Annotated in this window: 25 protein-coding genes and 2 tRNA genes; 18 read left to right on the top strand and 9 right to left on the bottom strand. The window is 71.4% G+C overall.

Going from position 1 to position 22,565, the window contains the following annotated elements; genetic code table 11:
• Positions 1-119: 119 nt before the first annotated feature.
• From AOM02_RS12190 to AOM02_RS12170, 5 genes are all read left to right on the top strand, one after another.
• Entirely contained in the window at positions 120-587 is a 468-nt protein-coding gene (locus AOM02_RS12190) for an SRPBCC family protein (RefSeq protein WP_062299571.1), read from the top strand.
• Positions 588-643: 56 nt separating this feature from the next.
• The gene (locus AOM02_RS12185; protein ID WP_062299569.1) at positions 644-1,114 is read left to right on the top strand and encodes an SRPBCC family protein; all 471 of its coding nucleotides are present in this window, start codon (positions 644-646) and stop codon (positions 1,112-1,114) included.
• Between the two features lie 197 nt (positions 1,115-1,311).
• A complete protein-coding gene (locus AOM02_RS12180) occupies positions 1,312-1,728 on the top strand; it encodes a DUF1761 domain-containing protein (RefSeq protein WP_062299566.1) in 417 nt (138 codons plus the stop codon).
• Between the two features lie 46 nt (positions 1,729-1,774).
• Positions 1,775-2,722, top strand: a complete 948-nt coding sequence (locus AOM02_RS12175) for an aldo/keto reductase (RefSeq protein WP_062299564.1) — start codon at positions 1,775-1,777, stop codon at positions 2,720-2,722.
• 75 nt (positions 2,723-2,797) lie between these two features.
• On the top strand, positions 2,798-5,680 hold the full coding sequence (locus AOM02_RS12170) for an aminotransferase (protein WP_062299561.1): 2,883 nt from the start codon (positions 2,798-2,800) through the stop codon (positions 5,678-5,680).
• Positions 5,681-5,781: 101 nt separating this feature from the next.
• On the opposite strand, the gene AOM02_RS12165 is transcribed toward AOM02_RS12170, so the two are convergent.
• Positions 5,782-5,852 (bottom strand) — tRNA-Gly (locus AOM02_RS12165).
• A 90-nt stretch (positions 5,853-5,942) separates the two neighbouring features.
• Between AOM02_RS12165 and AOM02_RS12160 the strand changes: the two genes are divergently transcribed.
• From AOM02_RS12160 to AOM02_RS12150, 3 genes are all read left to right on the top strand, one after another.
• Positions 5,943-6,016 (top strand) — tRNA-Pro (locus tag AOM02_RS12160).
• Positions 6,017-6,484: 468 nt separating this feature from the next.
• A complete protein-coding gene (locus tag AOM02_RS12155) occupies positions 6,485-8,338 on the top strand; it encodes an alkyl sulfatase dimerization domain-containing protein (protein WP_228373846.1) in 1,854 nt (617 codons plus the stop codon).
• Between the two features lie 28 nt (positions 8,339-8,366).
• Positions 8,367-8,738 carry a SpoIIAA family protein gene (locus AOM02_RS12150; RefSeq protein ID WP_082105085.1) on the top strand — a complete coding sequence of 124 codons (372 nt, stop codon included), beginning with the start codon at positions 8,367-8,369 and terminating at the stop codon, positions 8,736-8,738.
• Positions 8,739-9,154: 416 nt separating this feature from the next.
• On the opposite strand, the gene AOM02_RS12145 is transcribed toward AOM02_RS12150, so the two are convergent.
• Positions 9,155-9,574 (bottom strand): DoxX family protein, encoded by a 420-nt coding sequence (locus tag AOM02_RS12145; protein ID WP_062299552.1) that lies wholly within the window; start codon positions 9,572-9,574, stop codon positions 9,155-9,157.
• 132 nt (positions 9,575-9,706) lie between these two features.
• Between AOM02_RS12145 and AOM02_RS12140 the strand changes: the two genes are divergently transcribed.
• From AOM02_RS12140 to AOM02_RS12130, 3 genes are all read left to right on the top strand, one after another.
• Positions 9,707-10,288, top strand: coding sequence for a hypothetical protein (locus tag AOM02_RS12140; RefSeq protein WP_062299550.1), 582 nt, complete (start codon positions 9,707-9,709; stop codon positions 10,286-10,288).
• Positions 10,289-10,328: 40 nt separating this feature from the next.
• On the top strand, positions 10,329-10,925 hold the full coding sequence (locus AOM02_RS12135) for a cation efflux transmembrane domain-containing protein (protein ID WP_062299546.1): 597 nt from the start codon (positions 10,329-10,331) through the stop codon (positions 10,923-10,925).
• A 62-nt stretch (positions 10,926-10,987) separates the two neighbouring features.
• Positions 10,988-11,209, top strand: a complete 222-nt coding sequence (locus AOM02_RS12130) for a hypothetical protein (RefSeq protein ID WP_062299543.1) — start codon at positions 10,988-10,990, stop codon at positions 11,207-11,209.
• A 10-nt stretch (positions 11,210-11,219) separates the two neighbouring features.
• On the opposite strand, the gene AOM02_RS12125 is transcribed toward AOM02_RS12130, so the two are convergent.
• Together AOM02_RS12125 and AOM02_RS12120 are read right to left on the bottom strand one after the other, a co-directional pair.
• Positions 11,220-11,606, bottom strand: coding sequence for a DUF1304 domain-containing protein (locus AOM02_RS12125; RefSeq protein WP_062299540.1), 387 nt, complete (start codon positions 11,604-11,606; stop codon positions 11,220-11,222).
• A complete protein-coding gene (locus AOM02_RS12120) occupies positions 11,606-12,190 on the bottom strand; it encodes a GNAT family N-acetyltransferase (protein WP_062299537.1) in 585 nt (194 codons plus the stop codon). Before AOM02_RS12120 ends, AOM02_RS12125 begins: the two co-directional genes overlap by 1 nt.
• Before the next feature lie 32 nt (positions 12,191-12,222).
• On the opposite strand from AOM02_RS12120, the gene AOM02_RS12115 reads away from it, so the two are divergent.
• The gene (locus AOM02_RS12115) at positions 12,223-12,780 is read left to right on the top strand and encodes an NYN domain-containing protein (protein ID WP_062299534.1); all 558 of its coding nucleotides are present in this window, start codon (positions 12,223-12,225) and stop codon (positions 12,778-12,780) included.
• Between the two features lie 14 nt (positions 12,781-12,794).
• Here the strand turns inward: AOM02_RS12115 and AOM02_RS12110 are convergent, their stop codons facing one another.
• Positions 12,795-13,262, bottom strand: coding sequence for a MarR family winged helix-turn-helix transcriptional regulator (locus tag AOM02_RS12110; protein ID WP_062299531.1), 468 nt, complete (start codon positions 13,260-13,262; stop codon positions 12,795-12,797).
• Between the two features lie 206 nt (positions 13,263-13,468).
• Between AOM02_RS12110 and tig the strand changes: the two genes are divergently transcribed.
• Positions 13,469-14,794, top strand: a complete 1,326-nt coding sequence (tig, locus tag AOM02_RS12105; protein ID WP_062299528.1) for a trigger factor — start codon at positions 13,469-13,471, stop codon at positions 14,792-14,794.
• Between the two features lie 95 nt (positions 14,795-14,889).
• On the opposite strand, the gene AOM02_RS12100 is transcribed toward tig, so the two are convergent.
• The 3 genes from AOM02_RS12100 to AOM02_RS12090 all read right to left on the bottom strand — a co-directional run bounded on the left by AOM02_RS12100 (position 14,890) and on the right by AOM02_RS12090 (position 16,612).
• Positions 14,890-15,474, bottom strand: a complete 585-nt coding sequence (locus AOM02_RS12100; RefSeq protein WP_062299526.1) for a DUF4190 domain-containing protein — start codon at positions 15,472-15,474, stop codon at positions 14,890-14,892.
• A 78-nt stretch (positions 15,475-15,552) separates the two neighbouring features.
• Positions 15,553-15,993 carry a DUF4190 domain-containing protein gene (locus AOM02_RS12095; protein WP_062299523.1) on the bottom strand — a complete coding sequence of 147 codons (441 nt, stop codon included), beginning with the start codon at positions 15,991-15,993 and terminating at the stop codon, positions 15,553-15,555.
• A gap of 112 nt (positions 15,994-16,105) precedes the next feature.
• On the bottom strand, positions 16,106-16,612 hold the full coding sequence (locus tag AOM02_RS12090; RefSeq protein WP_062299521.1) for a DUF4190 domain-containing protein: 507 nt from the start codon (positions 16,610-16,612) through the stop codon (positions 16,106-16,108).
• A gap of 177 nt (positions 16,613-16,789) precedes the next feature.
• On the opposite strand from AOM02_RS12090, the gene AOM02_RS12085 reads away from it, so the two are divergent.
• From AOM02_RS12085 to AOM02_RS12070, 4 genes are all read left to right on the top strand, one after another.
• The gene (locus AOM02_RS12085; RefSeq protein WP_062299720.1) at positions 16,790-17,368 is read left to right on the top strand and encodes an ATP-dependent Clp protease proteolytic subunit; all 579 of its coding nucleotides are present in this window, start codon (positions 16,790-16,792) and stop codon (positions 17,366-17,368) included.
• Positions 17,369-17,373: 5 nt separating this feature from the next.
• Complete coding sequence (locus AOM02_RS12080) at positions 17,374-18,060, top strand: ATP-dependent Clp protease proteolytic subunit (RefSeq protein ID WP_062299718.1); 687 nt, start codon at positions 17,374-17,376, stop codon at positions 18,058-18,060.
• Positions 18,061-18,286: 226 nt separating this feature from the next.
• Complete coding sequence (clpX, locus tag AOM02_RS12075; RefSeq protein ID WP_062299519.1) at positions 18,287-19,543, top strand: ATP-dependent Clp protease ATP-binding subunit ClpX; 1,257 nt, start codon at positions 18,287-18,289, stop codon at positions 19,541-19,543.
• A 249-nt stretch (positions 19,544-19,792) separates the two neighbouring features.
• A complete protein-coding gene (locus AOM02_RS12070) occupies positions 19,793-20,722 on the top strand; it encodes an endonuclease domain-containing protein (protein WP_062299517.1) in 930 nt (309 codons plus the stop codon).
• Positions 20,723-20,766: 44 nt separating this feature from the next.
• Here AOM02_RS12070 and AOM02_RS12065 read toward each other — a convergent pair whose 3' ends face one another.
• Positions 20,767-21,846 (bottom strand): flavin-containing monooxygenase, encoded by a 1,080-nt coding sequence (locus AOM02_RS12065; RefSeq protein WP_062299515.1) that lies wholly within the window; start codon positions 21,844-21,846, stop codon positions 20,767-20,769.
• Between the two features lie 65 nt (positions 21,847-21,911).
• Here AOM02_RS12065 and AOM02_RS12060 point away from each other — a divergent pair, with 65 nt between their 5' ends.
• Complete coding sequence (locus AOM02_RS12060) at positions 21,912-22,547, top strand: TetR/AcrR family transcriptional regulator (protein ID WP_062299513.1); 636 nt, start codon at positions 21,912-21,914, stop codon at positions 22,545-22,547.
• Positions 22,548-22,565: the final 18 nt, after the last annotated feature.

Here is a 22,565-nt window from a genome sequence, read left to right as displayed (position 1 = left end):
GGCTTCGGGGTCAGGCTAGCGCCGCGCCCACGACGCCCGCAACCCTCCGGGCGGGACGCCCTTCCTGCTATTACGGTGGGAGGAGGGGCGCGCCCCGAACGCCCCGAGGAGGAGGCGTCATGCCCGGGCCGCTGGATGTGTCGGTCGAGAGGGAGGGCCTCGTGCCTGCGTCCGCCAAGGACGTGTGGCATGCGCTCACGGACCCGGAGCTGCGCGTCGAGGTGTTCACGATGGTCAGCCAGGCGGTGACCGAGGCCGGGATCCCCGGCGAGGTCGGGCACGTCATGCAGTTCACGGAGAAGGACGCCGGCAGCGAGCCCGTGGTGGTGCGGCTCACGACCGTCGCGACGGACCCGTACCACCGGCTCGTGCAGGAGCGCGTGGGTCCCGACGGCGTGTTCACGTCGACCACGTTCCTGTCGGAGTCGGAGGACGGCACGCTCGTGCGCAGGGTCTTCCACGTGTACCACTCGAACCCGTCGATCGCGGAGCGCGCGATGCGCCGGGCCATCTCGACCTTCTTCTCGCTGGGCGGCACCGTCCGGCTCAAGGCCGACATCGGCGACCTCATCAGGCACTTCTCCTGACCGGCGCATCGGTCGGGGAGGGTTAGCCTGAGCGGAGCCGGCAGAGGGGACGGGTCATGGTGGGGCACAGCGTGCGCGCCGAGAAGGAGATCGCGGCGGCGGTCGAGCGGGTCTGGGACGTCATCACGGACCTGGACTACGCGTCGGAGGTCATCCCCGCGATCGTGAGCCTCGAGCGGCTCGAGGGCGAGGGCTACGCGGTCGGCGTCCGGTGGCGCGAGACCCGCAAGATGTGGGGCCGCGAGGAGACCGAGGAGATGGAGGTCGTCGAGGTCGACGCGCCTCGGTCCACGGCGATCCATGCCGAGTCCCGCGGCACCGAGTACCGGACGGTCTACTCGCTCGAGGAGGTCGACGGCGGCACGCGCCTCGTCTGCGACTTCTCAGCCGAGACCCCGAGCCCGGGTCCGGCGCAGCGCATCGGCTGGCTGCTGTTCGGCAAGGCCGGCATGAAGGCGACCCAGAAGGCGCTCGCGCAGGACCTCGAGCACATCGCCGCGGCGGCGGAGGGCCGCGAGCCCGCCTGAGCCGCGCATCGTCCCGCCGCCCGCCCGCCTTCCTGACGCAACCGGCGTACAGGATCGATCCCGCCATGCGGCACCAGGGACGATGCGCGTGAGGGCGGTCTCGTACGCCGGTTGCGTCGGTGGCACGGGCGTCGGTGCCAGGGGATACGCTCGCGGTGAGGGGCCGCAGCGGCGACCCGTGGACCCGGGGAGGGGTCATGGACTGGTTCACGTTCGACGGGATCGACTGGATCGGGGTGCTCGTGGCGTTCGTCGTGAGCTTCGCGATCGGCTGGTGGTGGTACTCGCCGGCGGGCTTCTGGAAGGTATGGCGCGACAAGGCCGGGGTCACCGACGACCTCATGAAGGACGCCAACATGGGGGCGGCCTTCGGCGGCACCATCGCGTTCAACATCCTCGGCGTGATCCTGCTGGCGATGCTGATGAACGGCCTGGGCGTCGAGGACTGGACGGGCGGGCTGCTGCTCGGCGCGCTCATCGGCCTTGTGTTCCGTGGCGGCGCCCACGCGATCCACAACGGCTTCGCGGTGCGCAGCCCAGCGGTCACGGCGATCGACACCGCGCACGACACGGTGGCGCTCGCGGTCGCGGGCGTGATCCTCGGGCTGTTCTAGGTCCTCGGTCCGGGAATCTCGCGCGGCGTCGATCGTTGACATCTGCATGACAGCAGAGATCACCGCCACCGCACTCGGAACCCTCGACCTGTCGCGCGCCTCCCTGGCGCTCGGCGGCAACGTCTTCGGCTGGACCGCCGGCCGCGACGCCTCGTACGCGATCCTCGACGCCTTCGTCGGGGGCGGCGGCGTCATGATCGATACCGCGGACGTCTACTCGGCATGGGCCGAGGGCAACGGCGGCGGCGAGTCCGAGACCGTCATCGGCGAGTGGGCCGCGAGCCGCGGGCGCCGCGACGAGATCCTCGTCGCCACGAAGGTGAGCCAGCATCCGCAGTACGCGGGCCTGTCGGCGGAGAACGTCGCCGCGGCCGCGCGCGCCAGCCTCGCGCGCCTCCAGACCGACCGCATCGACCTCTACTACGCGCACTTCGACGACGCCTCCACCCCGCTCGACGAGACCGTCGCCGCCTTCTCGCGCCTGGTGGACGAGGGCCTCGTGCGGGAGATCGGCATCTCCAACTACAGCGCCGACCGCATCGACGAGTGGTTCGCGATCGCCGAGCGCGACGGCCTCCACCGTCCGGTCGCGCTCCAGCCTCACTACAACCTCATGGAGCGCGACTTCGAGGGCGAGCTGCGCTCCGCCGCGGAGCGCCACGGCCTCGGCGTGCTGCCCTACTGGGCGCTCGCGAAGGGCTTCCTCACCGGCAAGTACCGCGACGGCGAGGACGTCGACAGCCAGCGTGCCGCGCAGGCCGGCGAGTACCTCGACGACCGTGGCCGCCGCGTGCTCGCGGCGCTCGACGCGGCGGCCGAGGCCAACGACGTGCCCGTCGCCGCCGTGGCCCTCGCATGGCTGCGCGACCAGCCCACCGTGGTCGCGCCGATCGCGTCCGCACGTACCGTCGAGCAGCTCGAGCCGCTGCTCGCCGCCATGACGCTCGAGCTGACCTCCGAGGAGCTCGCGGCGCTGACGGAGGCCTCCGCCTAGCGAGATCTCGCTCGGCCCGCGGCGTCGCGCGCGTCGCGGGCCGAGCGCCGCCGGTCGTGCGACGATGCGCTCATCATGAGCGCCGACCACGACCTGGCCTCCCTGCGTGCGCTCGCCGCGCGGGACTGGGGCCTCGACCTCGCCGAGGCCCGCGACCTCGGCAGCAACGAGGACCGCAACGTCCTCCTCACGCTTGCCGACGGCACGCGCCGGCTCCTCAAGGTCTCGCATGCGGGCGTGCCCCGCGACTCGCTCGAGGCGCAGGACGCGGCGCTCGCGCACCTCGCGGCGGACCCGGGTGTGGCCGCCGCCGTGCCACGCGTGCATCCGGCCCTGGACGGCGCGCGCATCGTCCCGCTCGGGGACGGGACCCACGCTCGGCTGCTCGACTTCCTCGACGGCGAGCCGCCCGTCGGCGCCGCCCGGCTGCCGGAGGGCCTGCCCGCCGCGCTCGGCGCGACCGCCGGGGCTGTGACGCGCTCGCTCGAGGGCCTCGACCACCCCGGCCTGGCGTCCGGGGCGTGGGACCTGCGCCGCGCGCGGGAGGTCCTCGACGATGCCGCGCCCGTCCTCGAGACCGACGAGCACGCCCGGCTCGCGGCCCTGCTCGAGGCCGCCGGTGCGCGCCTCGCGGAGGTGGCCGGCCGCCTGCGCGTCCAGGCCGTCCACGGCGACCTCACCGCGGACAACGTGCTGGTCGACGGCGACGGTGCGGTTGCCGGGATCATCGACCTCGGCGACGTCGGGCTCGGCTGGACGGTCGGGGAGGCCGCCATCCTCGCGTGCGCGCTCCTGCAGCACGACGGCGCCGCCGTGCGGGACTCGCTCGACGCGGTCGCCGCCTTCGACCGCGAGTCGCCGCTCGCTGAGGAGGACGTCGTCGCGCTGTGGCCTCTCGTGGTCGCGCGCGCGGTGGTGCTGGCGGCGGCGGGGGAGCGGGTGCTGGCCGAGGACCCCGCGAACGACTACGCCCGAGCGCGACGGCCGCTGGAGGCGCGCATGCTCGAGCGCGCGCTCTCGCTCGGACTCGACGAGGCCGAGCTGCTCGTGCGGCACGCGCTCGGGCGGGTGCCCGAGCCGGCCTCGCGCACCTTCACGCCGATGATCGCCGGGCTGGTCGACGCGCCTGAGGCCGACCTGTCGGTGACGTCCCCCGCGTACGACGCCGGCGCGTGGCTCGAGCCCGGCGCTCTGCGGGCCGCGCTGGCCCAGGCGCGCGGCGACGGCGCTGGCGCGCTCAGCCGCTACGACGAGCACCTCCTCCTCCCCGACGCGGGACGCGCGGGCACGCCTCGCTCGCGGCTCGCGGGGCGAGCGATCGCCGTCGCGCCGGGCACCCCGGTGGTCAGCCCGAACGGCGGCGTCGTGGCGGCGGTCGACGGCGACGCGCTCGCCGTCCGTGTCGACTACGGCCCGGCGGTCCACCTGCGCGGCGTCGCGCCGGCGGTCGCCGCGGGCACGCGCGTCGTCGCGGGCGAGACGCTCGCGCACGCCGCGGCGGCCGGCGACGGCGCGGCCGTGGTGCTGCTGTGGCAGTCGGTGCTGCCCGGCCTCACCCCGCCCGCGCGCATGGCGCCTGGCAACGACGAGGCGTGGGCGGCGCTCTGCCCGGACCCCGCCCCGCTGCTCGGCCGAGTCCCGGCGAACCTCGCGTCGTCCCCCACGCCCGAGGCGCTGCTCGCCGCCCGCGACGCGTCCTTCGCCCGCGTCCAGGAGCACTACTACGATGCGCCGCCGCGCATCGAGCGCGGCTGGCGCCACCACCTGCTCGACACCCGCGGCCGCGGCTACCTCGACATGGTCAACAACGTGGCGATCCTGGGCCACGGCGAGCCCCGGGTCGCGGACGCCGTCGACCGCCAGCTGCGGCTGCTCAACACCAACTCGCGCTTCCACTACGAGGCGGTGGTCGCCTTCTCGGAGGAGCTCGCCGCCCGCGCGCCCGAGGGCCTCGACTCCGTGCTGCTGGTCAACAGCGGCTCGGAGGCGGTCGACCTCGCGATCCGCGTCGCGCGCGCCGCCACCGGCCGCACCGACATCCTCGCGCTCACCGAGGCGTATCACGGCTGGACCGTGGGGGCCGATGCGATCTCGACGTCGCTCGGGGACAACCCGGGCGCGCTCGAGTCGAGGCCTGAGTGGGTCCGCCTGCTCGACGCGCCCAACACCTACCGCGGCCGGCATCGCGGCGCCGACGCGGGCCGCTATCTCGAGGACGCGCTCGCGCGGCTCGCGGAGCTGGACGATGCGGGGGTCGCCCTGGCGGGCCTCGTGGCGGAGCCGATCTTCGGCAACGGCGGCGGCATCCTGCTGCCCGACGGCTACCTCGCGGGACTCGCGGAGGCGGTGCGGGCGCGCGGCGGCATCGTCGTATCGGACGAGGTGCAGGTGAGCTACGGCAGGCTCGGCGCGCACTTCTGGGGCTTCGAGCAGCAGGGCGTGGTGCCGGACGTGATCGCGGTCGCGAAGGCCATGGGCAACGGCCACCCGCTCGGCGCGGTCATCACGACGCGGGAGATCGCCGAGGCGTTCGCCGTCGAGGGCTCGTTCTTCTCCTCGGCGGGCGGGAGCCCCGTGAGCTGCGTGGTCGGGTCGACGGTCCTGCGCGTGCTCGACGAGGACGGCCTGCAGGAGAACGCGCGGGTGGTGGGGGAGCGGCTGCGCGGCGGGCTGCTCGGCCTGTGCGATCGGTTCCCCGCGCTCGGCGCCGTCCACGGGATGGGGCTCTACCTGGGCGTCGAGGTGGTGCACGGCGGGCCGGACGAGCCGGATCCGGCCGGCGCGCTCGCGATCTGCGAGGCGCTCCTCGACGAGGGCGTCATCGTGCAGCCCACCGGGGACCACAAGAACGTGCTGAAGATCAAGCCGCCGCTCACGATCGACGACGATGCCGTTGCGCGGTTCCTGCGGGCGCTCGACCGCGTGATGGTGCGCCGCGAGGCGTGGGCGGCGTTGTAACGCGCCGACCGCATCGTCCGCCGCGCATCCTCGTGGCGCATCGGTGCCGCCCCGGAACGACGAAGGCCCGCTCCTGACGGAGCGGGCCCTCGTGCGACGCGAGCGGGTGACGGGAATCGAACCCGCGTGATCAGTTTGGAAGACTGAGGCTCTACCATTGAGCTACACCCGCGAAGCCGACCGGCGCTGACGCGCGCTCGGCGCGTACTAGAGTAGCGGAGCCTCGCGCGAGCGAGGGACAACGCGCCCCGATCGGGCGCGACGGGGTGTAGCGCAGCTTGGTAGCGCATCTGCTTTGGGAGCAGAGGGTCGCAGGTTCAAATCCTGTCACCCCGACGGTGAAAGTCCTGGTCACTCGTGAGTTCCCAGGACTTTCCTGGTTGGTGAGGCACGGCCACGTCATCAAGAACTCATCACTTCGGCCTCTCTCGGGCCCTTGCTCAAGGCTGCCGTTCCGGCAAGCGGACGATCGTGCCGGCGGGTCCCGGACGTCGTGGGCGCCCACTCCGAACCTCCGGGGTGGGGCCGCCTCGGTGACGAGCAGGCAAGACGTGCCGCGAGGCCGCGGACAGTCCCTGTCGTGGCGGCAGTCGGGCCAGGCGCTACCTGCCGGACAGAGAAGTGGGCGGGGCCGAGGGCCAGGCTGATCCAGTGGGACCAAGGGCCTAGCCCGGTCCCGATGCCGGTGGCAACGTGGAACTGGGCCAGTTCGGCTTCGAGTCGGTGGATTCGCCCCCGTGCTCCGCCATCGTTCTGGTTGCGTGAGCGCACGTGAGGTCGGTGAGTCGTGGTCGGGCTGACCGTGTGGTCGCGAGCAGCAAGTCTCAAAGAGGAGGCCGTGACATGTCACAGCACAACGACCTGGGTGGTCTGGTCCGCAGCACGGATCCGGAGATCTTCACGAACCCCGAGGTGCTGAAGCACCTCGCGAAGGTGGTGTGGGCCGATCCGGGCGGCAATCTGGCGTTCACGGAGGAGTCGTCCAAGGTGGCTCCGGCGCAGACGGCGTGGGCTCGGCAGATGGACCCGACGATCTTCGAGGTCGTCGAGGGGCGCATCTACCACGCGTCGGGGTTCCAGCTGTGTTCCACGATGATCATCGTGGGCGATGAAGGACTGATCATCGTCGACCCGGGAGAGAACGACGGCCGTGCCGCGGCGACCCGTGCGGCATTCGCGCAGTTCAGCGATCTGCCCGTGAAGGCGGTCGTCTATTCGCACCGGCATCCGGACCACGCGTTCGGTGCGAAGGGCTGGGGGGTCACCGATGAGCAGGTCGCGTCGGGCGAGGTCGCGATCATCGCATCGGAGAACTTCGTCACCAACCTGATCAATGACACCGGCGTGGTCGGCAACATCCTCTCGCAGCGCACCGCCTACTCCGGCCCCTACCTGGGACGCGGGGAGGAGGGGTTCGTCAACATCGGTCTGGGCCCCAGCTTCACCGCCGGTCAGCTGTCTCTGTTCCTGCCGACTGTCGAGGTGCCCGAGTTCGATCCGTTGACGATCACGATCGCGGGTGTCGAGGTCGTGTTCTTCGGGGCGTACGGGGATGCCGATACCGATGAGATCTGCCTGTACGTGCCCGAGTACCGCCACGTCCATGGGTCGGAGACGATACAGGGCGAGACGTTCCCGAACCTGTACACGCTGCGTGGCACCGGGTTCCGGGACCCGAGCAAGTGGGCCGGCGGCATCGACCGGCTGCTGCCCTATGCGGAGAAGTCCGACACCTACTCCGGGTCGCACATGCGTGCGTGGGTTGGCAACGAGTTCATCGTGGAGCGGATCACGAACTACCGTGACGCGATCCAGTTCGTGTTCGACCAGTCGGTGTACTGGATGAACCTCGGTTACAAGATGGAGCAGCTCGCCGAGAAGGTGATCCTGCCCGACAACCTGGCCCGCGATCCGTGGCTCATGGAGTACTACGGCACGGTCGCGCACTCGGTCCGCAACGTCTACACCGGCCTGCTGGGCTGGTACCAGGCTGACGCGACCGAGCTCGCCCGCCCCGGCTTCTCCGACCTCGCGCGGCGGTACGTCGACGCGATCGGCGGGCGCGACGCGGTCGTGGCGCAGGCGTCGACGGCGTTGGATGCCGGCGACTACGGGTGGGCGGCCGAGCTGCTCACGCATGTGACCCGCGTGGACCCGGACGACACCGAGGCGCGAGGGCTGAAGGCGAAGGCGCTGCGTGAGTGGGGGTACCTGCAGACCAATATCTACTGGCGGTGCATGGCGCTCTCGGCCGCCGGCGAACTCGACGGCACCCTGGACCGCTCGATCGTGTGGAACTTCGCCGACCCGGCCATCGTCGCGGTGCTGCCGACGACGAAGATCCTCAAGACCTTCCGCGTCCGTCTCAACGCCGAGCGCGCCCAGGGCGTCGGGCTGGTCGTCGGGATCGACGTGACCGACACGGGCGAGAAGGGGACGTTCCGGGTCCGCAACCAGGTCGCCGCGTTCCGCGAGGACGTCATCGATGACGATGCCGACGTGGTCCTCGCCGGGACGAAGCAGCAGGTGCTGGGTGCGTTCATCGCCGGGTCCGCCGGCGACACCACCGTCACCGGGGATGCCGCGGCACTGGCCTCCTTCTTCGGACTGCTGGATCAGATCACCCCCAACGGGGTCAACCTGGTGCTGCCGAACTAGCGGCGAGCCGTGACCTGACAAGCACTGGATGGAGAACAATCTGATGACCATTTCCGTTTCGGAACGCAGCACCGGCAGCGCCCTCGGCTTCGTCGTCTCCGGCGATGTCACGAAGGCCGACTATGACGAGGTCCTCGTTCCCGCGGTGGCATCCGCGCTCGAGCAGCACGACACCGTGAAGGTGATGCTCGACCTCACCGACTTCCGCTGGGAGAAGGCGGGGGCGTGGGGTGCGGACCTCCACTTCGGGCACGAATACCACGAGAGGATCGCGCGCATGGCGATCGTCGGCCACAAGAAGTGGGAAGAGCGCCTCGCTCATCTCGCGGCGCCCTTCTGCGCGAAGGAAGCCGCATACTTCGACGATCAGGATGCGGCCTGGGCCTGGCTCCGCGGCTGATCGCCGACGGCAGCACGGGCTGGTTCTCGGCCAGTCCTCGTGGGCATCGGGTTGCGAAGGCGCGCTGATCGTTGGAATGCCGAAATCGCCCGCGACGACCAGGCAGTGCGCCGCACCTGGCCAAGGACCGCCGTGCTGAGGATCGCGCGCCCCTCACCAACCCATCAGATTCGGCCGTGACCGACCGGAAGCGACCGGGTGCAGCCGGAATGAGCGAAACGCCCGGCTCCCTCACCACACCAGGGAGCTTGCGAGATTCCGAGACGTGCGCGACGGTCCGGAAGGTGGCCGGATCCTCCAGAGGGTCGCAGGTTCGATCCTGTCACCCCGACCACCGCGATCCGCGGTAGGCGACCCGCTCGCACGCGCGAAGGGGCGGGCCGATCGGCCCGCCCCTTCGGCATCGCCGGTGCCGCTCAGGCGATGGTGATGAGCGGCTCGGTGATGGTGAGCCCCGCGGCCGCGCCCTGGCTCGCGAAGAGCAGGAACAGCGCCAGTGCGCCGCCGATCAGGCCCAGGTTCTTGTTGAACGAGATCTGCTCGGTCTGGCGCGCCTGGGGGTCGGACTCCTTCCAGAACGCGTGCATGAAGAAGGTGATCGGGATCAGCGTGGCGGCGATCAGCAGCGCGCCGATCTCGCCGTACACGCCGAGCAGGATCATGAGGCCGCCGACGCCCATGGCGATGCCCGACGCGATCACGCCGGCCTTGCCGCCGGGGGCGCCCTTGTAGTCGGCGTACTGCGCCATCGCGTTCGCGTTCGCGACGTGCCCGACGGCGGACAGCAGGAAGATGACCGCGAGCAGGACGCGGGCGATAAGGAAGACGGTGTCCATGAGGGAGATCCTTTGAATGCTTGTAGGTTGAAGTAAATGTAGGGCCGGAGTGTTGACGTGTCAACTACCGTCTCCGCGCGCGCGTCGCGCGGCGGTGCTTCACTGAGGAGAGCGCGACACCAGGGGGGCGCCATGGCGACGGAGGACGGACCGCGGCCGGACGATGCGGAGGGCGGCACCGATCGCCACACAACGCGGACGCGCCGCACGGTCGGCGCATTCGTGGTCGCCGTGTCGACCATCATCTGGTGGCCGGCGTTCACCCTCGGCGCGTGGGGCCGCGTGTTCTTCGAGCAGATCCTCATGGTGTGGGCGGCCGCGACCGCGGCCCTGATCGTCGTGCTGCTCCGCCAGAGCGGTCCGCCGGTCAGCCGGTGGGTGCTGGCCAGCCTGCTGCTGCCCACCGTGTGGATCGTCGCCGAGTTCGCCCCCACGGGCCAGCATCCCCTCCTGGCCGAGCTGGTGCGGTGGTTCGGCGTGGTCGTCACGGTGCTCGGCCTGCCGGCGATGGTGTGGGTCCTGCTCCGGACCGTCCGACCTGACCTGATCGAGTCGGTCCCGGCACGCGGTTGGGTCGCGGCCGCCGGCGCCCTCGTCACGATCGCCGCGCTCAGCGCGCTGCTGGGCTGGCTCCACCCGTACTACCTGCAGTGCGAGGACTTCACGATCAGCGGCAACTCGGCGCCGCCGCGGTGCGCGCCGGGCAGCGGCTGAGCGGCGCCGAGCACGCGGGCACGCCTGGCATCCTGGGCGCATGGCTCGCCTCGACCCGCTCCGCCGCGCCGTGCTCGCGGTCGCCCTCATCAACCTCGCCTACGCGGTGGTCGAGTTCACGGTGTCGCAGCTCATCGGTTCGGTCGCGCTCGTCGCGGACTCGATCGACTTCCTCGAGGACGGCATCCTCAACCTGCTGATCTTCTTCGCCGCGGCATGGCCGCTGCACCGGCGCTCGCGCGTGGGTCACGCGCTCGCGATCGTGATCCTCGTGCCCGCCCTCGTCACGCTCGTCACCGCCGTGGCGAAGATCCTCGACCCCACGCGCCCCGAGACGGTCCCGCTCACCGTCACCGCCCTCGGCGCGCTCGCGGCCAACCTGACGGCGGCCGCGATCCTCGCCCGCCACCGCCACGCGGGCGGCTCGCTCGCCCGCGCGGCGTGGCTGTCCGCACGGAACGATGCGCTGGCCAACGTCGCGATCATCGCGTCCGCCGCGATCGCGCTCGCGTGGGTGTCGGGCTGGCCCGACATCGTCGTCGGCGTGGGGATCGCGCTGCTCAACGCCGACGCCGGGGTCAAGGTGTGGCGCGCGGCCTCGAAGGAGCGGCTCGAGGCCAAGCAGGCGGAGGCCTGACGAGCGGAGTCCTCGCACCGATACCCTCCCGGGTATAGCCTCGAAGGCGAGAGGAGACCCTCATGTCATTCGTCCGCTTCATGAGCTCACCCGCCGGCCGCTGGACCCGGTCGCTCGCGGGAATCGCCCTCGGCATCGTCGCGGTGGTGCTGGGAGGCGCGTGGATGTGGCTGCTCGCACCCGCCGTCGTCTTCATGGCGGTCGGCGCGCTCGACGTCTGCCTGCTCGCGCCGCTCGCCGGGCTGCCGATGTCCGGCCCCAAGGTGCGTGAGATCGCGCGCTGAACCGCGCGTCTCAGACGAGCGCGATGGTGAGCGCCACCACCGCGAGCAGCGGCAGAGTCCCTTGGATCGCCGCCGCCCGCGCATAGGCCCTCGACCCCGAGATCAGCACGAGCGCCGCCGCGACCATGGACCCGCAGCCGGCGTAGACCAGCGCCGCCCCGGCCGCCGTCGCGCCGGTCGCCAGGAGCACGATGCCCACGACCGTCACCACCGCGAGGAACAGGTTGTAGAAGCCCTGGTTGTAGGCGAGCGCCCGCGTGACCCGCGCATCGTCCTCCGACGCGATCCCGAACACGCGCCGCGTCGACGGCCGCATCCATGCGACCGACTCGAGCCAGAAGATGTACGCGTGCACGAGCGCCGCCAGGCCCGCGAGCACCATGGCCGCCGCGAGCATCACAGCTCCACGCGCATGACGGCGCGGCCCGGGGTGGGGCGGGAGACCTCGGTCATCCCGGCGGCGGCGAACACGGACAGGGACCCCACGAACAGGTCGGACGCCGTCCCGGCCTCGGCCCGCGGATAGCCCTCCACCGCCGTCGCGCCCCGCGCGCGGGCATGCGCGACGGCGGCCACGGCCAGCTCCTTCGCGAGCCCCCGCCCACGGAAGCCCTTGCGGACCACGAAGCACGTGACCGCCCACACGCCCGCATCGTCCTTGTCCTCGTCGCGGCCGGTCCACGGGATGCGCGCGGTCCTCAGCCGCGGGTACGCGAGCCGCGGCTCGACGGCGACCCAGCCGGCGGGCTCCTCGCCCACGTAGGCGACGAGGCCGGACGTGGCGGCCGCGTCCGGCCGGCCGCACGCGGCCTGCTCGGCCAGCGCATCGTCCCGCGCCTCGCGCCCGGTGGACTGCCACCGCGACTGCGCCAGCTTGAACCACTGGCAGCGGCACGAGTTGGCGTCGCCACCCTCGCTCATGATCAGGTCGAGGTCGTCGCGGGAGGCCTGGTTGGCAGGGACGATGCGCGGATCGCTCATGCGGTCAGGCTAAGCCAGCGTAGGCTCGCGGCATGGCTCACAAGCGCGTCACCTACGTCCTCGTGGACGGCGAGAACATCGATGCCACCCTCGGCACCTCCATCCTGGGCCGCCGGCCGCGGCCCGAGGAGCGTCCGCGTTGGGAGCGCGTGCTGCGCCACGTCGAGGAGCGGTGGGGTCAGCAGGCGCAGGGCCTGTTCTTCCTCGCGGCCAACAACGAGCTGCCCATGACGTTCGTGCAGGCGCTGCTCGCGATCGGCTTCCGGCCGGTGCCGCTGTCCGGCTCGGCGGGGGAGAAGGTCGTCGACATCGCCATCCAGCGCACCATGGAGGCGCTGCGCGAGCGCGACGCCGATGTGGTGCTGGTGAGCAACGACGGCGACTTCGTCGACGGCGTCGAGGACCTTCTCGACGGCCGCCGGGTGGGGCTCGCGGGCTTCGTCGAGTTCCGCAACAGCGGCTTCATCGAGCTGCAGGAGCAGGGCCTCGAGTTCTTCGACCTCGAGTACGACGTGCACGCGTTCAACGAGACGCTGCCGCGCGTGCGCATCATCCCGATCGCGGAGTTCGACCCGGCGCAGTTCCTGTAGGCGGGATCCCCGGCTCAGACGGGACGCGGCCCTTGGGGCGCGGGCGGCTCGGGGTCGAGCGCGTCCCCGTCGAACGACGCGATGCGCGCGGCCGCCCCGGCGATCACCGCCCAGTCCTCGTCGGTGAGGTGCGCGAGCCCCGGCAGGATCATCGCGGACAGCTGCGCGTGCCACGCCTCCGCCTCGTCGCTGCCCGCGTCCGTCAGCGCGACCATGTCGGAGCGGCTGCCGCCGGCGTCGAGATGCCGCGCCACCAGGCCGCGGTCCTCGAGCATCGCGACGCTGTGGGCGAGGGCGGGGGCCGCGATGCGCAGGGCCGCAGAGAGGTCGCGCATCGACATCGCGCCCTCGGAGTGCAGCGTCGCGAGGAGCTGGCGCGTGGACGATGCGGTGCGGTCCCCGTGCGCCGCCACCGTCACCCGGATCATCCGGTGCACGGCGGTGACCAGCTCCGAGAGCGCGGCCTGACGATCATCGTCCATGGCGCCTATGGGTACGCCCACCCGGCGCGGTCGTCAAGAGGAGCGGGGGCCGCCGTTCCGCATCGTCCCGAATGTCTTCCGCATCGCGAGGTATGTCCGTCGAATTGGCCGTTGCCCGTGCGGCGCGTACGATTGCAGGGTTGCCCGAACAGCGGGAGCCACCGGAGCCTCCGCGGGCCCCACACAACCGACGCCAGGAGTACGTAGTGACCAGCGCCCTCGAGAAGATCGACGCCACGACCGTCAAGCTCACGGTCAACCTCACCGAGGCGGACCTCGCCGACAGCATGAAGCACGCCTACGAGCACGTGGGCAAGCAGGTCCAGATCCCCGGCTTCCGCAAGGGCAAGGTCCCCGCGAAGGTCCTCGAGCAGCGCGTGGGCAAGGGCGCGATCATCGAGCACGCCGTCAACGACGGCCTGCCCGGCTGGTACTCGGAGGCCGTCCGCGAGACCGGCATCCGCCCCTTCGGCCAGCCCGAGGTCGAGGTCACCAAGGTTCCCGGCATCGTCGAGGGTGACGAGGGCCTGGAGTTCACCGCGGTCGTCGAGGTGCGCCCCGAGGTGACCCTCCCCGCCGCCGCCGACCTCACCATCGAGGTCGAGCCGATCGCCGTCTCCGACGAGGACGTCGCCGAGCGCCTCGACGCGCTCCGCGAGCGCTTCGGCACCCTGGTGGGCGTCGACCGTCCCGCCGCCGAGGGCGACTTCGTCACCATCGACCTCACCGCCGTCATCGGCGACGAGACCATCGACACCGTGCAGGGCACCTCCTACCAGGTGGGCGCCGGCAACATGCTCGAGGGCATCGACGAGGCCATCACCGGCCTCTCGGCCGACGAGGAGACCACCTTCGAGGGCCCGCTCGCGGCCGGCGACCACGCCGGTGAGACCGCGCAGATCACCGTCAAGGTGACCGCCGTCAAGACCCGCGAGCTCCCCGAGGCGGACGACGACTTCGCGCAGCTCGCCTCCGAGTTCGACACCATCGACGAGCTCCGCGACGACCTCAAGTCGCAGGCCGCGCGCATCAAGACCAACAACCAGGCCATGGAGGCCCGCGAGAAGCTCCTCGAGAAGCTGACCGAGGCCACCGAGTTCGAGCTCCCCAAGAAGGTCATCGAGAACGAGGTGCACAACCACCTCGAGAACGAGAACCGCCTCGAGGACGACGAGCACCGCGCCGAGGTCACCGAGGAGGCCACCAAGGCCCTCCGCACCCAGATCCTCCTCGACCAGCTCGCGGACGACCTGGACATCGACGTCGAGCAGCCCGAGCTCCTCGACTACCTGATCAACTCGTCGCGCCAGTACGGCATGGACCCGGGCACCTTCATCCAGCAGGTGGAGCAGGCCGGCCAGATCCCCGCCATGGTCGCCGAGGTCGCCCGCTCGAAGGCCACCGCCTTCGCTCTGCGCCGCGCCACCGTGGTCGACACCGCGGGCGCCGCGGTGGACCTCTCCGAGGTCATCGGCTCGATCGAGGACGAGAAGGCCGAGGAGGCCGCGGCCGCCGACGCCGCCGCCGAGTAATCCTCGCGACCCGCTCGCAGACGCGACGAGGCCCCGGTCACCGCAAGGTGGCCGGGGCCTCGTGCCGTCTGCCGGGGATTTGCCGGGTTGGCCGCTCAGGCGGCCATCGCGTTGTCGAGCTCGTTCTGGATGCTTGTCCACCAGTCGACGCACTCGGGGTCGGAGGCGCAGCTCGCGATCCCGACGATCACCGCGATGAGCACGATGATCCCGATCACGATCTGCACGTAGCCCAGGATGAGGCCCGCGATGCCGAGGCCCTTGAGGTCGGCCTCGCCCTTGTTCGACGCGGACACGCCCAGGTGGCCGAAGATCACGCCGACCAGGCCCAGGCCCAGGATGCTCGTGACGAAGGACGTGATGTTCATCCACGTCTTGGCGCCGGACTGACCCGGCGGGCGCTGCGGCTGCTGCGCGTACCCGGGCTGCGCGGGTCCCGGCTGGGCGTAGCCGGGCTGCGGCTGCTGATACGGGGGCGCGGGCTGCTGGTACGGCGGTGCGGCCGGGGGGACCGATGCGGCGGCGGGCTGCGCGGGTGCGCTCGGCTGAGCCGTCGGCTCGGGCGCGGCCGCCGGCTCGGGCGCGGCGGGCGTCGGCTCGGTCGACGGCGCGGGCTCGTAGGCGGTGGGCTCCGCCGGGGTGGGCTCCGGCGGCTTCTCGTTCTCGTCTGGCGTGGACATCGTCCCTCCTTAGGGCGCGACTACGGGACCTTCCCTCAGGCTAGCGGCGGCGGGCCGCGGAGGCGCGGGGAGGCGGCGCTACGCCGTCTCGGTGCACCAGTCGGCGGGGTTGTCCCCGCCGCACTCGCTCGCGATCCATCCGATCGCGACGAAGAGCACGATCATCGCGACGATGCCGAGGATCGTGATGACGTACCCGATGATGAGGCCCGCGAGGCCGGTGCCGCGGTTGTCCGCCTCGCCGCGCTTGGCCGCGCTCAGGCTGAGGTGGCCGAAGACGATGCCCGCGATCGCGGTGAACCACGTGAACAGGCCCACGAGCGACAGGATGAGCGACGTGGTGCCCATCCAGTTCTTCTCGCGGGACGATGCGGGGGCGTAGCCGCCGTCGGGCGGCTGGGCCTGCGGCGCGGGCTGCTGCGCGTAGGCCGGGGGCTGCTGCGCGTACATCGGCTGCTGCGGCTGGACGCCGCCCTGGTCGGGGGTGGGACCGTACGGGTCCTGCGGTGCGTTGGTCATGGCGTCCTCCTCGCCGCCCCGGTGGCGGCTCCTCCTCGACGCTAGCGAGCGGGGCCGTGCCCGCGCATCGTCCGCGCGCCGGATCCGGCCCTGATCCCGCCTCGGGGTGGCGCTACTGGACCGTGACCGTCGAGCTCGACGCGACGAGCGCGATCGCGATGACGAAGTACGCGATGCCGGCGAGCAGGCCCAGGTAGCCGATGACGAGGCCGGCGATGCCGATGCCCTTGTAGTCCGCGTCGCCGCGCTTGGACGCCGCGACGCCGAGGTGGCCGAAGATGATCGCGAGCAGCGAGCCGACCACCGGCACGAGCAGCGCGCAGACCAGGGACGTGACGTTCATCCAGGTCTTCGTGGGTCGCGCCGCGTACCCGCCGTAGTACGGCTGCTGCGCCGCGGGCGCGGCGTAGCCGGTGGGCGCGTAGGCCGGGGGCGGGGTCGGCGAGGTCGCGTCGTCGAGCACGGGGATGCTCCCCGTGGAGACCGGCGCGGGCGGCGCCACGGTCATCTCGGAGACGGGCTCGGGCTCCCAGCTGTCCGGACCCGGCGCGCTCGGCTGGACCGGGCGCATCGTCCCCTCGCTCTGGGCCTGCAGGAACGGGTCGTCGTGCGTCGGCATGCGTGTCCCCTCATCGCGGGCGTCCCTCGCGCCCGCGTCGACCGTAGCGGTTCACCCCGTAGCGAAACCAGGGGGGTAACGGCATCGTGACGTCGGTCGTGCGCGTTACTGTCGACCAGGACGCTCGACAGGAGGAGACACGTGAACGAGATCACGGCCCGAGGCGAGGGGCCCAGCATGGGGCTCAACGACTCGATCTTCAACCGGCTGCTGCGCGAGCGCATCATCTGGCTGGGCGACGAGGTGCGCGACGACAACGCGAACGCCATCTGCGCCCAGATGATGCTGCTCGCGGCCGAGGACCCGGACCAGGACATCTACCTGTACATCAACAGCCCCGGCGGCTCGATCACCGCGGGCATGGCGATCTACGACACGATGCAGTACATCAAGCCCGACGTCGCCACCGTCGCGATGGGCATGGCGGCCTCGATGGGCCAGTTCCTGCTCTCGTCCGGCGCGCCGGGCAAGCGCTTCGCGACGCCCCACGCCCGCGTGATGATGCACCAGCCCTCGGGCGGCATCTACGGCACCGCGACGGACATCCGCATCAACGCGGAGCTCATCATGCACATGAAGAAGGTGCTCGCCGACCTCACCGCCGCGCAGACCGGCAAGACGATCGAGCAGATCACCAAGGACGCCGACCGCGACCGCTGGTTCACGGCGGACGAGGCCCTCGAGTACGGCTTCGTCGACAAGGTCATCAAGCACGCGGCCGAGGCCGGCGACAAGTCCCAGGGAGGCAAGGCGTGAGCGAGATCCAGCGAGCGTTCCAGGCGGCCGGTCGCACGGCCGGCGAGTTCGGCGGCGGGGCCTACGACGCCCCCACGTCGCGCTACATCCTTCCCCAGTTCGAGGAGCGCACGGCCTACGGCTTCAAGCGCCAGGACCCGTACGCGAAGCTGTTCGAGGACCGCATCATCTTCCTCGGCGTGCAGATCGACGACGCCTCGGCGGACGACGTGATGGCGCAGCTCCTCGTCCTCGAGTCGCAGGACCCGGACCGCCTCATCACCCTGTACATCAACTCGCCCGGCGGCTCGCAGACCGCGCTCACCGCGATCTACGACACGATGCAGTACATCAAGCCGGAGATCCAGACGGTGTGCCTGGGCCAGGCGGCCTCGGCCGCGGCGGTGCTGCTCGCCGCGGGCACCCCGGGCAAGCGCCTGGCGCTGCCCAACGCCCGCGTCATGATCCACCAGCCGCGCATCGAGGGCGGCGCGCGTGCGCAGGCCTCGGACATCGAGATCTACGCGGAGGAGATGCTCCGCATGCGCGAGTGGCTCGAGAACACGCTCGCCTTCCACTCGGGTCAGACCGCGGAGAAGGTGCGCGAGGACATCGAGCGCGACACGTTCCTCTCGGCCGAGCAGGCCAAGGAGTACGGCCTCGTGGACCAGGTCCTCGAGTCCCGCAAGGGCACGCAGATCATCCATTCGTAGGGATCTGCCGGCCGTCCACGAGGGGCGCCGCGCGCGGAGCGATCCGCGGCGGCGCCCCTCGTGCGTTTCGGGCGCGTGTCGGGAAGGTCACGATTCCCCGGAGCGTTCCATCGTTGTGCCTGCTAGCGAGGATCGGGCCTGACGGGCTCGGCGCGCCGTCTCCCGCATGTCGGAGGGCGTGGGTAGCCTGGAGTGGCACGACGGCGTTCGTGAGAGGAGCCCCCACATGAACCGACCCGCCGACAGCGGCGACCTGCTCAAGTGCTCGTTCTGCGGCAAGACGCAGAAGCAGGTGCGCAAGCTCATCGCGGGCGGGGGCGTGTACATCTGCGACGAGTGCATCGAGCTGTGCAACGAGATCATCGAGGAGGAGTTCGCGGAGCAGGTCGAGGCCGAGCTCACCGAGCTTCCCAAGCCCCGCGAGATCTTCGACTTCCTCGGGCAGTACATCGTGGGCCAGGACAGCGCCAAGCGGGCGTTGTCCGTCGCCGTGTACAACCACTACAAGCGCGTGCGTGCGGGGGAGACCCGCCTCAAGGGCGACGAGGACCAGGTGGACATCGCCAAGTCCAACGTCCTCTTCATCGGCCCCACCGGCACCGGCAAGACGTACCTGGCGCAGACCCTCGCGAAGATGCTCAACGTGCCCTTCGCGATCGCGGACGCCACGGCCCTCACCGAGGCGGGCTACGTGGGCGAGGACGTCGAGAACATCCTCCTCAAGCTGCTGCAGGCCGCCGACTACGACGTCGACAAGGCCCAGCGCGGCATCATCTACATCGACGAGATCGACAAGGTCGCCCGCAAGGCCGAGAACCCGTCGATCACGCGCGACGTGTCCGGCGAGGGCGTGCAGCAGGCGCTGCTGAAGATCCTCGAGGGCTCGGTGGCCTCGGTGCCGCCGCAGGGCGGGCGCAAGCACCCGCACCAGGAGTTCATCCAGATCGACACTACCAACGTGCTGTTCATCCTCGGCGGCGCCTTCGCCGGCCTCGAGGAGATCATCAGCTCGCGGGTGGGGCGCAAGGGCATCGGCTTCGGCGCGACGCTCAAGGAGCAGGACAACACGGACCTGTTCTCCGAGGTCACGCCCACGGACCTGCACAAGTTCGGCCTGATCCCCGAGTTCATCGGCCGCATGCCGGTCATCGCGACCGTCAACCCGCTCGACGTCGACGCAATGGTCAGCATCCTCACGCAGCCCAAGAATGCGCTGGTGAAGCAGTACCAGCGCATGTTCGAGCTGGACAACGTCGAGCTCGAGTTCGACGACGAGGCCGTCCGCGCGATCGCGGAGCAGGCGCTCGAGCGCGGCACCGGCGCCCGCGGCCTGCGCGCGATCATGGAGGAGGTCCTCCAGGAGACCATGTTCGAGGTCCCCGGCCGCGACGACATCGCCCGCGTGATCGTCACCCGCGAGACGGTCCTCGACCGCGCCCGCCCGGCCTTCGAGGGCCCGCTGGAGGAGCAAGGCGCGGCCTAGCCTCCCGCCTGCCCCCTCTGCTGTACCCCGCCCCACCCTCGCGCCGCCCGCCTCCATTGCGGCACCATCCCCGCCGCGCTGCGGGGAACTCAGCGACGCTTTTCAGAGGTTTCCGACTCCTGCGGGGAACTGAGCGACGCTCGCCCCGTCCAGGCGCACCGATGTCCCCAGCCCGCGGTGGTGCCCTCCGCCGTCCCGAGCGCGCCGTGAAGCGCCCGCCGCGCGCGCGGCCCCGCCTACAACGGAGCCATGACTCACCTCAGGTCGCTCCCGACCGCCGACGCCACCGGCTCCCTCGCCGAGACGCTGCGGCGGTATCCCCGGGCCTTCACCTTCGAGGAGCTCGTAGGGCTGTCCTCCGAGCGCAAGGCGCGGACCTCCGTGGCACGAGGCGAGGCGGTGCGACTCCTCCCGAACGTCTACGTCGGCGCCGTGCACGCCGACTCCTTCACCGCGAGGGTCGATGCCGCTCTGCTGTGGGCAGGACCGAACGCCGCGCTGTCGGGAGTCGCCGCGATGTTCCTGTGGGGCTTCGTCACCGATCCGCCCGCCCAGATCGAGATCGCCATCCCGCATGCGGAGCGGCCCTACCCGCCGTCCTGGATCCGGCTCCGCCGGCTCACATACACGCCACCCACCGTGCGGCTCGGACGGGCGACCGTCGTGGGCCCCGACCTAGCGGTGATCTTCGGCTACGGGATGCTGCCGCGCGACCGTCGGGCGACCGCGGTCCACCGGGCGTTCAGCACCGGCTTCACTACCCCGCGCGGGCTGCAGGCGGCGCTCGAGCGGGTGCCGAGATGTCTCGCACGCAAGGAGCTCACCCGGCGTATCGACTCCGCGGCACGTGGAGCCGAGAGCTACCTCGAGGAGAAGGGCCTGCGGAACGTCTTCAACACCAAGGAGTTCGCCCGTCTGCTCCGCCAGCACCTCGTGCGCGCTGCGGGGGAGACGTACCGCCTCGACATGTACGACCCCGCCACGATGACCGCGATCGAGCTCGACGGCGCCGCCTTCCACACCGACCCGCTGAGCAGGCAACGCGATCTGCGGCGCGACGCCAACCTGGCGCGGGTCGGCATCCAGACCGTGCGGCTGACCTATCGCGACATCACCGAGCGACCCGAGTGGTGTCGGGCGCTGGTGCGGGGCGTGCTCGAGGCGCGCAGCGCGCGGTGAGCGACCGCCGGTCTCGAGCTGCCGGCGAGCAGCCTGAGGATCCGTCAGCCCGCCCCCGGCACGAGAGCGCGCGCGGGAGCGAGCGCCGCCACCACGCTGGCCGCGTCCTCGCCCACGCCGCCTAGCAGCGGAGAGGCCAACCGAGTCTGGAACGGCATCCCCACGAAGCTGAGCCCCGGCGCCTCGGGCACGAGGCCGAAGGGCGCCACCGGGAATCCGTGTGCGTCGCGCTCGAGTGCGGGGATGTCGATCCACGACAGGTTCCCGCGGTAGCCGGTGCACCACAGCACGGCATCGACGTCGAGCGGCGCGCCATCGGCGACGGGGAGGCCCCTGTCGACGCCGTCGATCCTGCCCGCCCGGCGGACGCCCGCGGCCGCGACGTCACGTGCGGAGATGCGGATCAGCGGTGCGCCGTGCGCCAGCGCCCGCGGCGCGACCCTGCGGCCGAGGGGTGTGCGACGATTCAGCACCTTCGTGATCATGACCCACCATGCACCGCCCGCGACGGCGAGCAGCGCGTCGGGCGGGTGGGGTGTGGGGCGACCCGCGATGGTCACCTGGCGGCCGGCCCGTGCGAGGTCGACCGCGAGCTCGGCGCCCGACGTCCCGAAACCCACGACCAGGACGCGCCGCCCGGGCACGTCAGCAGGGGAGCGGTAGCTGTCGGAGTGCAACTGGGTGATGCTCGGGTCGAGTCCGGCGCCGACGTCCGGCACGTGCGGGAGCGAGGTCGCGCCGGTCGCCACCACCACCGAGCGCGCCGCCAGGGCCCCGGTCGACGTCTCGAGCGCGAAACCGCCCGCGTCGCGCGAGAGCCGGGTCACCCTCGCGCCGTGCCGCACGGCGATCCCGTGCACCTCCCGGTAGCGTGCCAGGTAGTCCGCGACCTCGTCCTTCGTCGGGAAGTACCCGCGCGGCTTCTCCCAGGGAAGGCCTGGCATGGTCGAGTGCTGGACGGGCGTGAACAGGCGGAGCGAGTCCCAGCGTCTGCGCCACTGGTCGCCGGGGGAGGCGCCCGCGTCGAGCACGACGTGGTCGACTCCCGCCCGGCTGAGGTGGTACGCGGCGGCGAGTCCCGCCTGGCCGCCTCCGATGACCACGACATCGTGCTGATCGTCCATCGCGCACCTCCGGACACGCGCTTGATGGAACCATGTTCCATTCACTAGAACGCTATTCTAGTTCCGTGGATGACGTCAAGACCTCTCGCGGATCCCGTGCCCATCGCCGGCACGCCGAGGCCACGCGCTCGCGCATCGTCGAGGCGGCACATCGGCTCATGGTTCAGAAGGGGTACGGCCGGACGTCGATCAGCGACATCGCGCGAGCGGCGGACGTGGCCGTGCAGACCGTCTACAACGCGGTCGGAAGCAAGCGTGAGGTCCTCGATGCCGTGCTGGACGCCGTAGCCGCGGGTCCGGGGGCGCCGCGGCGCGTACCCGAGTTCATGGCGGAGAGGGCAGGAGCGACCTCCACGGCTCGCGAGATGGTCGCGGTGCTCGCGACGTGGTTTGCGGAGTCCCAGCCGCGCGTCGCGCCCGTGATCCGGCTCATCCGCGAAGCCGCCGCGCACGACGATTCGATCGCCGAGCTGGAGCGGCGTCGAGCCTCCCAGCGGCTCGCGAACTACGGGCGCGCCGCCGAACAGCTCCGCGAGCGCCCGGGCGCCCGGGAGCTGCCGCGCGAGGACGTCGCCGCGATCATCTGGAGCATCGGGCATCCGCAGACCTACGCCCAGCTCGTCGAGGTCGAGGGATGGTCGATCGACGCGTACGCGGGCTGGGTCGAGCGCTCCCTCGCGGTGGCGTTGCTCGAGGGCTGAGCGGGCCGAGGCGTCGCT

Source organism: Demequina maris (genome assembly GCF_000971155.1).
GTDB lineage: Bacteria > Actinomycetota > Actinomycetes > Actinomycetales > Demequinaceae > Demequina > Demequina maris.
This window is presented reverse-complemented; position numbering and strand designations above follow the sequence as displayed.

Excerpts from the sequence above, each read along its gene's own strand:
- AOM02_RS12190 (WP_062299571.1), top strand. The coding sequence starts at position 120 with ATGCCCGGGCCGCTGGATGTGTCGGTCGAGAGGGAGGGCCTCGTGCCT.
- AOM02_RS12185 (WP_062299569.1), top strand. The coding sequence starts at position 644 with ATGGTGGGGCACAGCGTGCGCGCCGAGAAGGAGATCGCGGCGGCGGTC.
- AOM02_RS12180 (WP_062299566.1), top strand. The coding sequence starts at position 1,312 with ATGGACTGGTTCACGTTCGACGGGATCGACTGGATCGGGGTGCTCGTG.
- AOM02_RS12175 (WP_062299564.1), top strand. The coding sequence starts at position 1,775 with ATGACAGCAGAGATCACCGCCACCGCACTCGGAACCCTCGACCTGTCG.
- AOM02_RS12170 (WP_062299561.1), top strand. The coding sequence starts at position 2,798 with ATGAGCGCCGACCACGACCTGGCCTCCCTGCGTGCGCTCGCCGCGCGG.
- AOM02_RS12150 (WP_082105085.1), top strand. The coding sequence starts at position 8,367 with ATGGAGAACAATCTGATGACCATTTCCGTTTCGGAACGCAGCACCGGC.
- AOM02_RS12145 (WP_062299552.1), bottom strand. The coding sequence starts at position 9,574 with ATGGACACCGTCTTCCTTATCGCCCGCGTCCTGCTCGCGGTCATCTTC.
- AOM02_RS12140 (WP_062299550.1), top strand. The coding sequence starts at position 9,707 with ATGGCGACGGAGGACGGACCGCGGCCGGACGATGCGGAGGGCGGCACC.
- AOM02_RS12135 (WP_062299546.1), top strand. The coding sequence starts at position 10,329 with ATGGCTCGCCTCGACCCGCTCCGCCGCGCCGTGCTCGCGGTCGCCCTC.
- AOM02_RS12130 (WP_062299543.1), top strand. The coding sequence starts at position 10,988 with ATGTCATTCGTCCGCTTCATGAGCTCACCCGCCGGCCGCTGGACCCGG.
- AOM02_RS12125 (WP_062299540.1), bottom strand. The coding sequence starts at position 11,606 with ATGCTCGCGGCGGCCATGGTGCTCGCGGGCCTGGCGGCGCTCGTGCAC.
- AOM02_RS12120 (WP_062299537.1), bottom strand. The coding sequence starts at position 12,190 with ATGAGCGATCCGCGCATCGTCCCTGCCAACCAGGCCTCCCGCGACGAC.
- AOM02_RS12115 (WP_062299534.1), top strand. The coding sequence starts at position 12,223 with ATGGCTCACAAGCGCGTCACCTACGTCCTCGTGGACGGCGAGAACATC.
- AOM02_RS12110 (WP_062299531.1), bottom strand. The coding sequence starts at position 13,262 with ATGGACGATGATCGTCAGGCCGCGCTCTCGGAGCTGGTCACCGCCGTG.
- AOM02_RS12100 (WP_062299526.1), bottom strand. The coding sequence starts at position 15,474 with ATGTCCACGCCAGACGAGAACGAGAAGCCGCCGGAGCCCACCCCGGCG.
- AOM02_RS12095 (WP_062299523.1), bottom strand. The coding sequence starts at position 15,993 with ATGACCAACGCACCGCAGGACCCGTACGGTCCCACCCCCGACCAGGGC.
- AOM02_RS12090 (WP_062299521.1), bottom strand. The coding sequence starts at position 16,612 with ATGCCGACGCACGACGACCCGTTCCTGCAGGCCCAGAGCGAGGGGACG.
- AOM02_RS12085 (WP_062299720.1), top strand. The coding sequence starts at position 16,790 with ATGGGGCTCAACGACTCGATCTTCAACCGGCTGCTGCGCGAGCGCATC.
- clpX (WP_062299519.1), top strand. The coding sequence starts at position 18,287 with ATGAACCGACCCGCCGACAGCGGCGACCTGCTCAAGTGCTCGTTCTGC.
- AOM02_RS12070 (WP_062299517.1), top strand. The coding sequence starts at position 19,793 with ATGACTCACCTCAGGTCGCTCCCGACCGCCGACGCCACCGGCTCCCTC.
- AOM02_RS12065 (WP_062299515.1), bottom strand. The coding sequence starts at position 21,846 with ATGGACGATCAGCACGATGTCGTGGTCATCGGAGGCGGCCAGGCGGGA.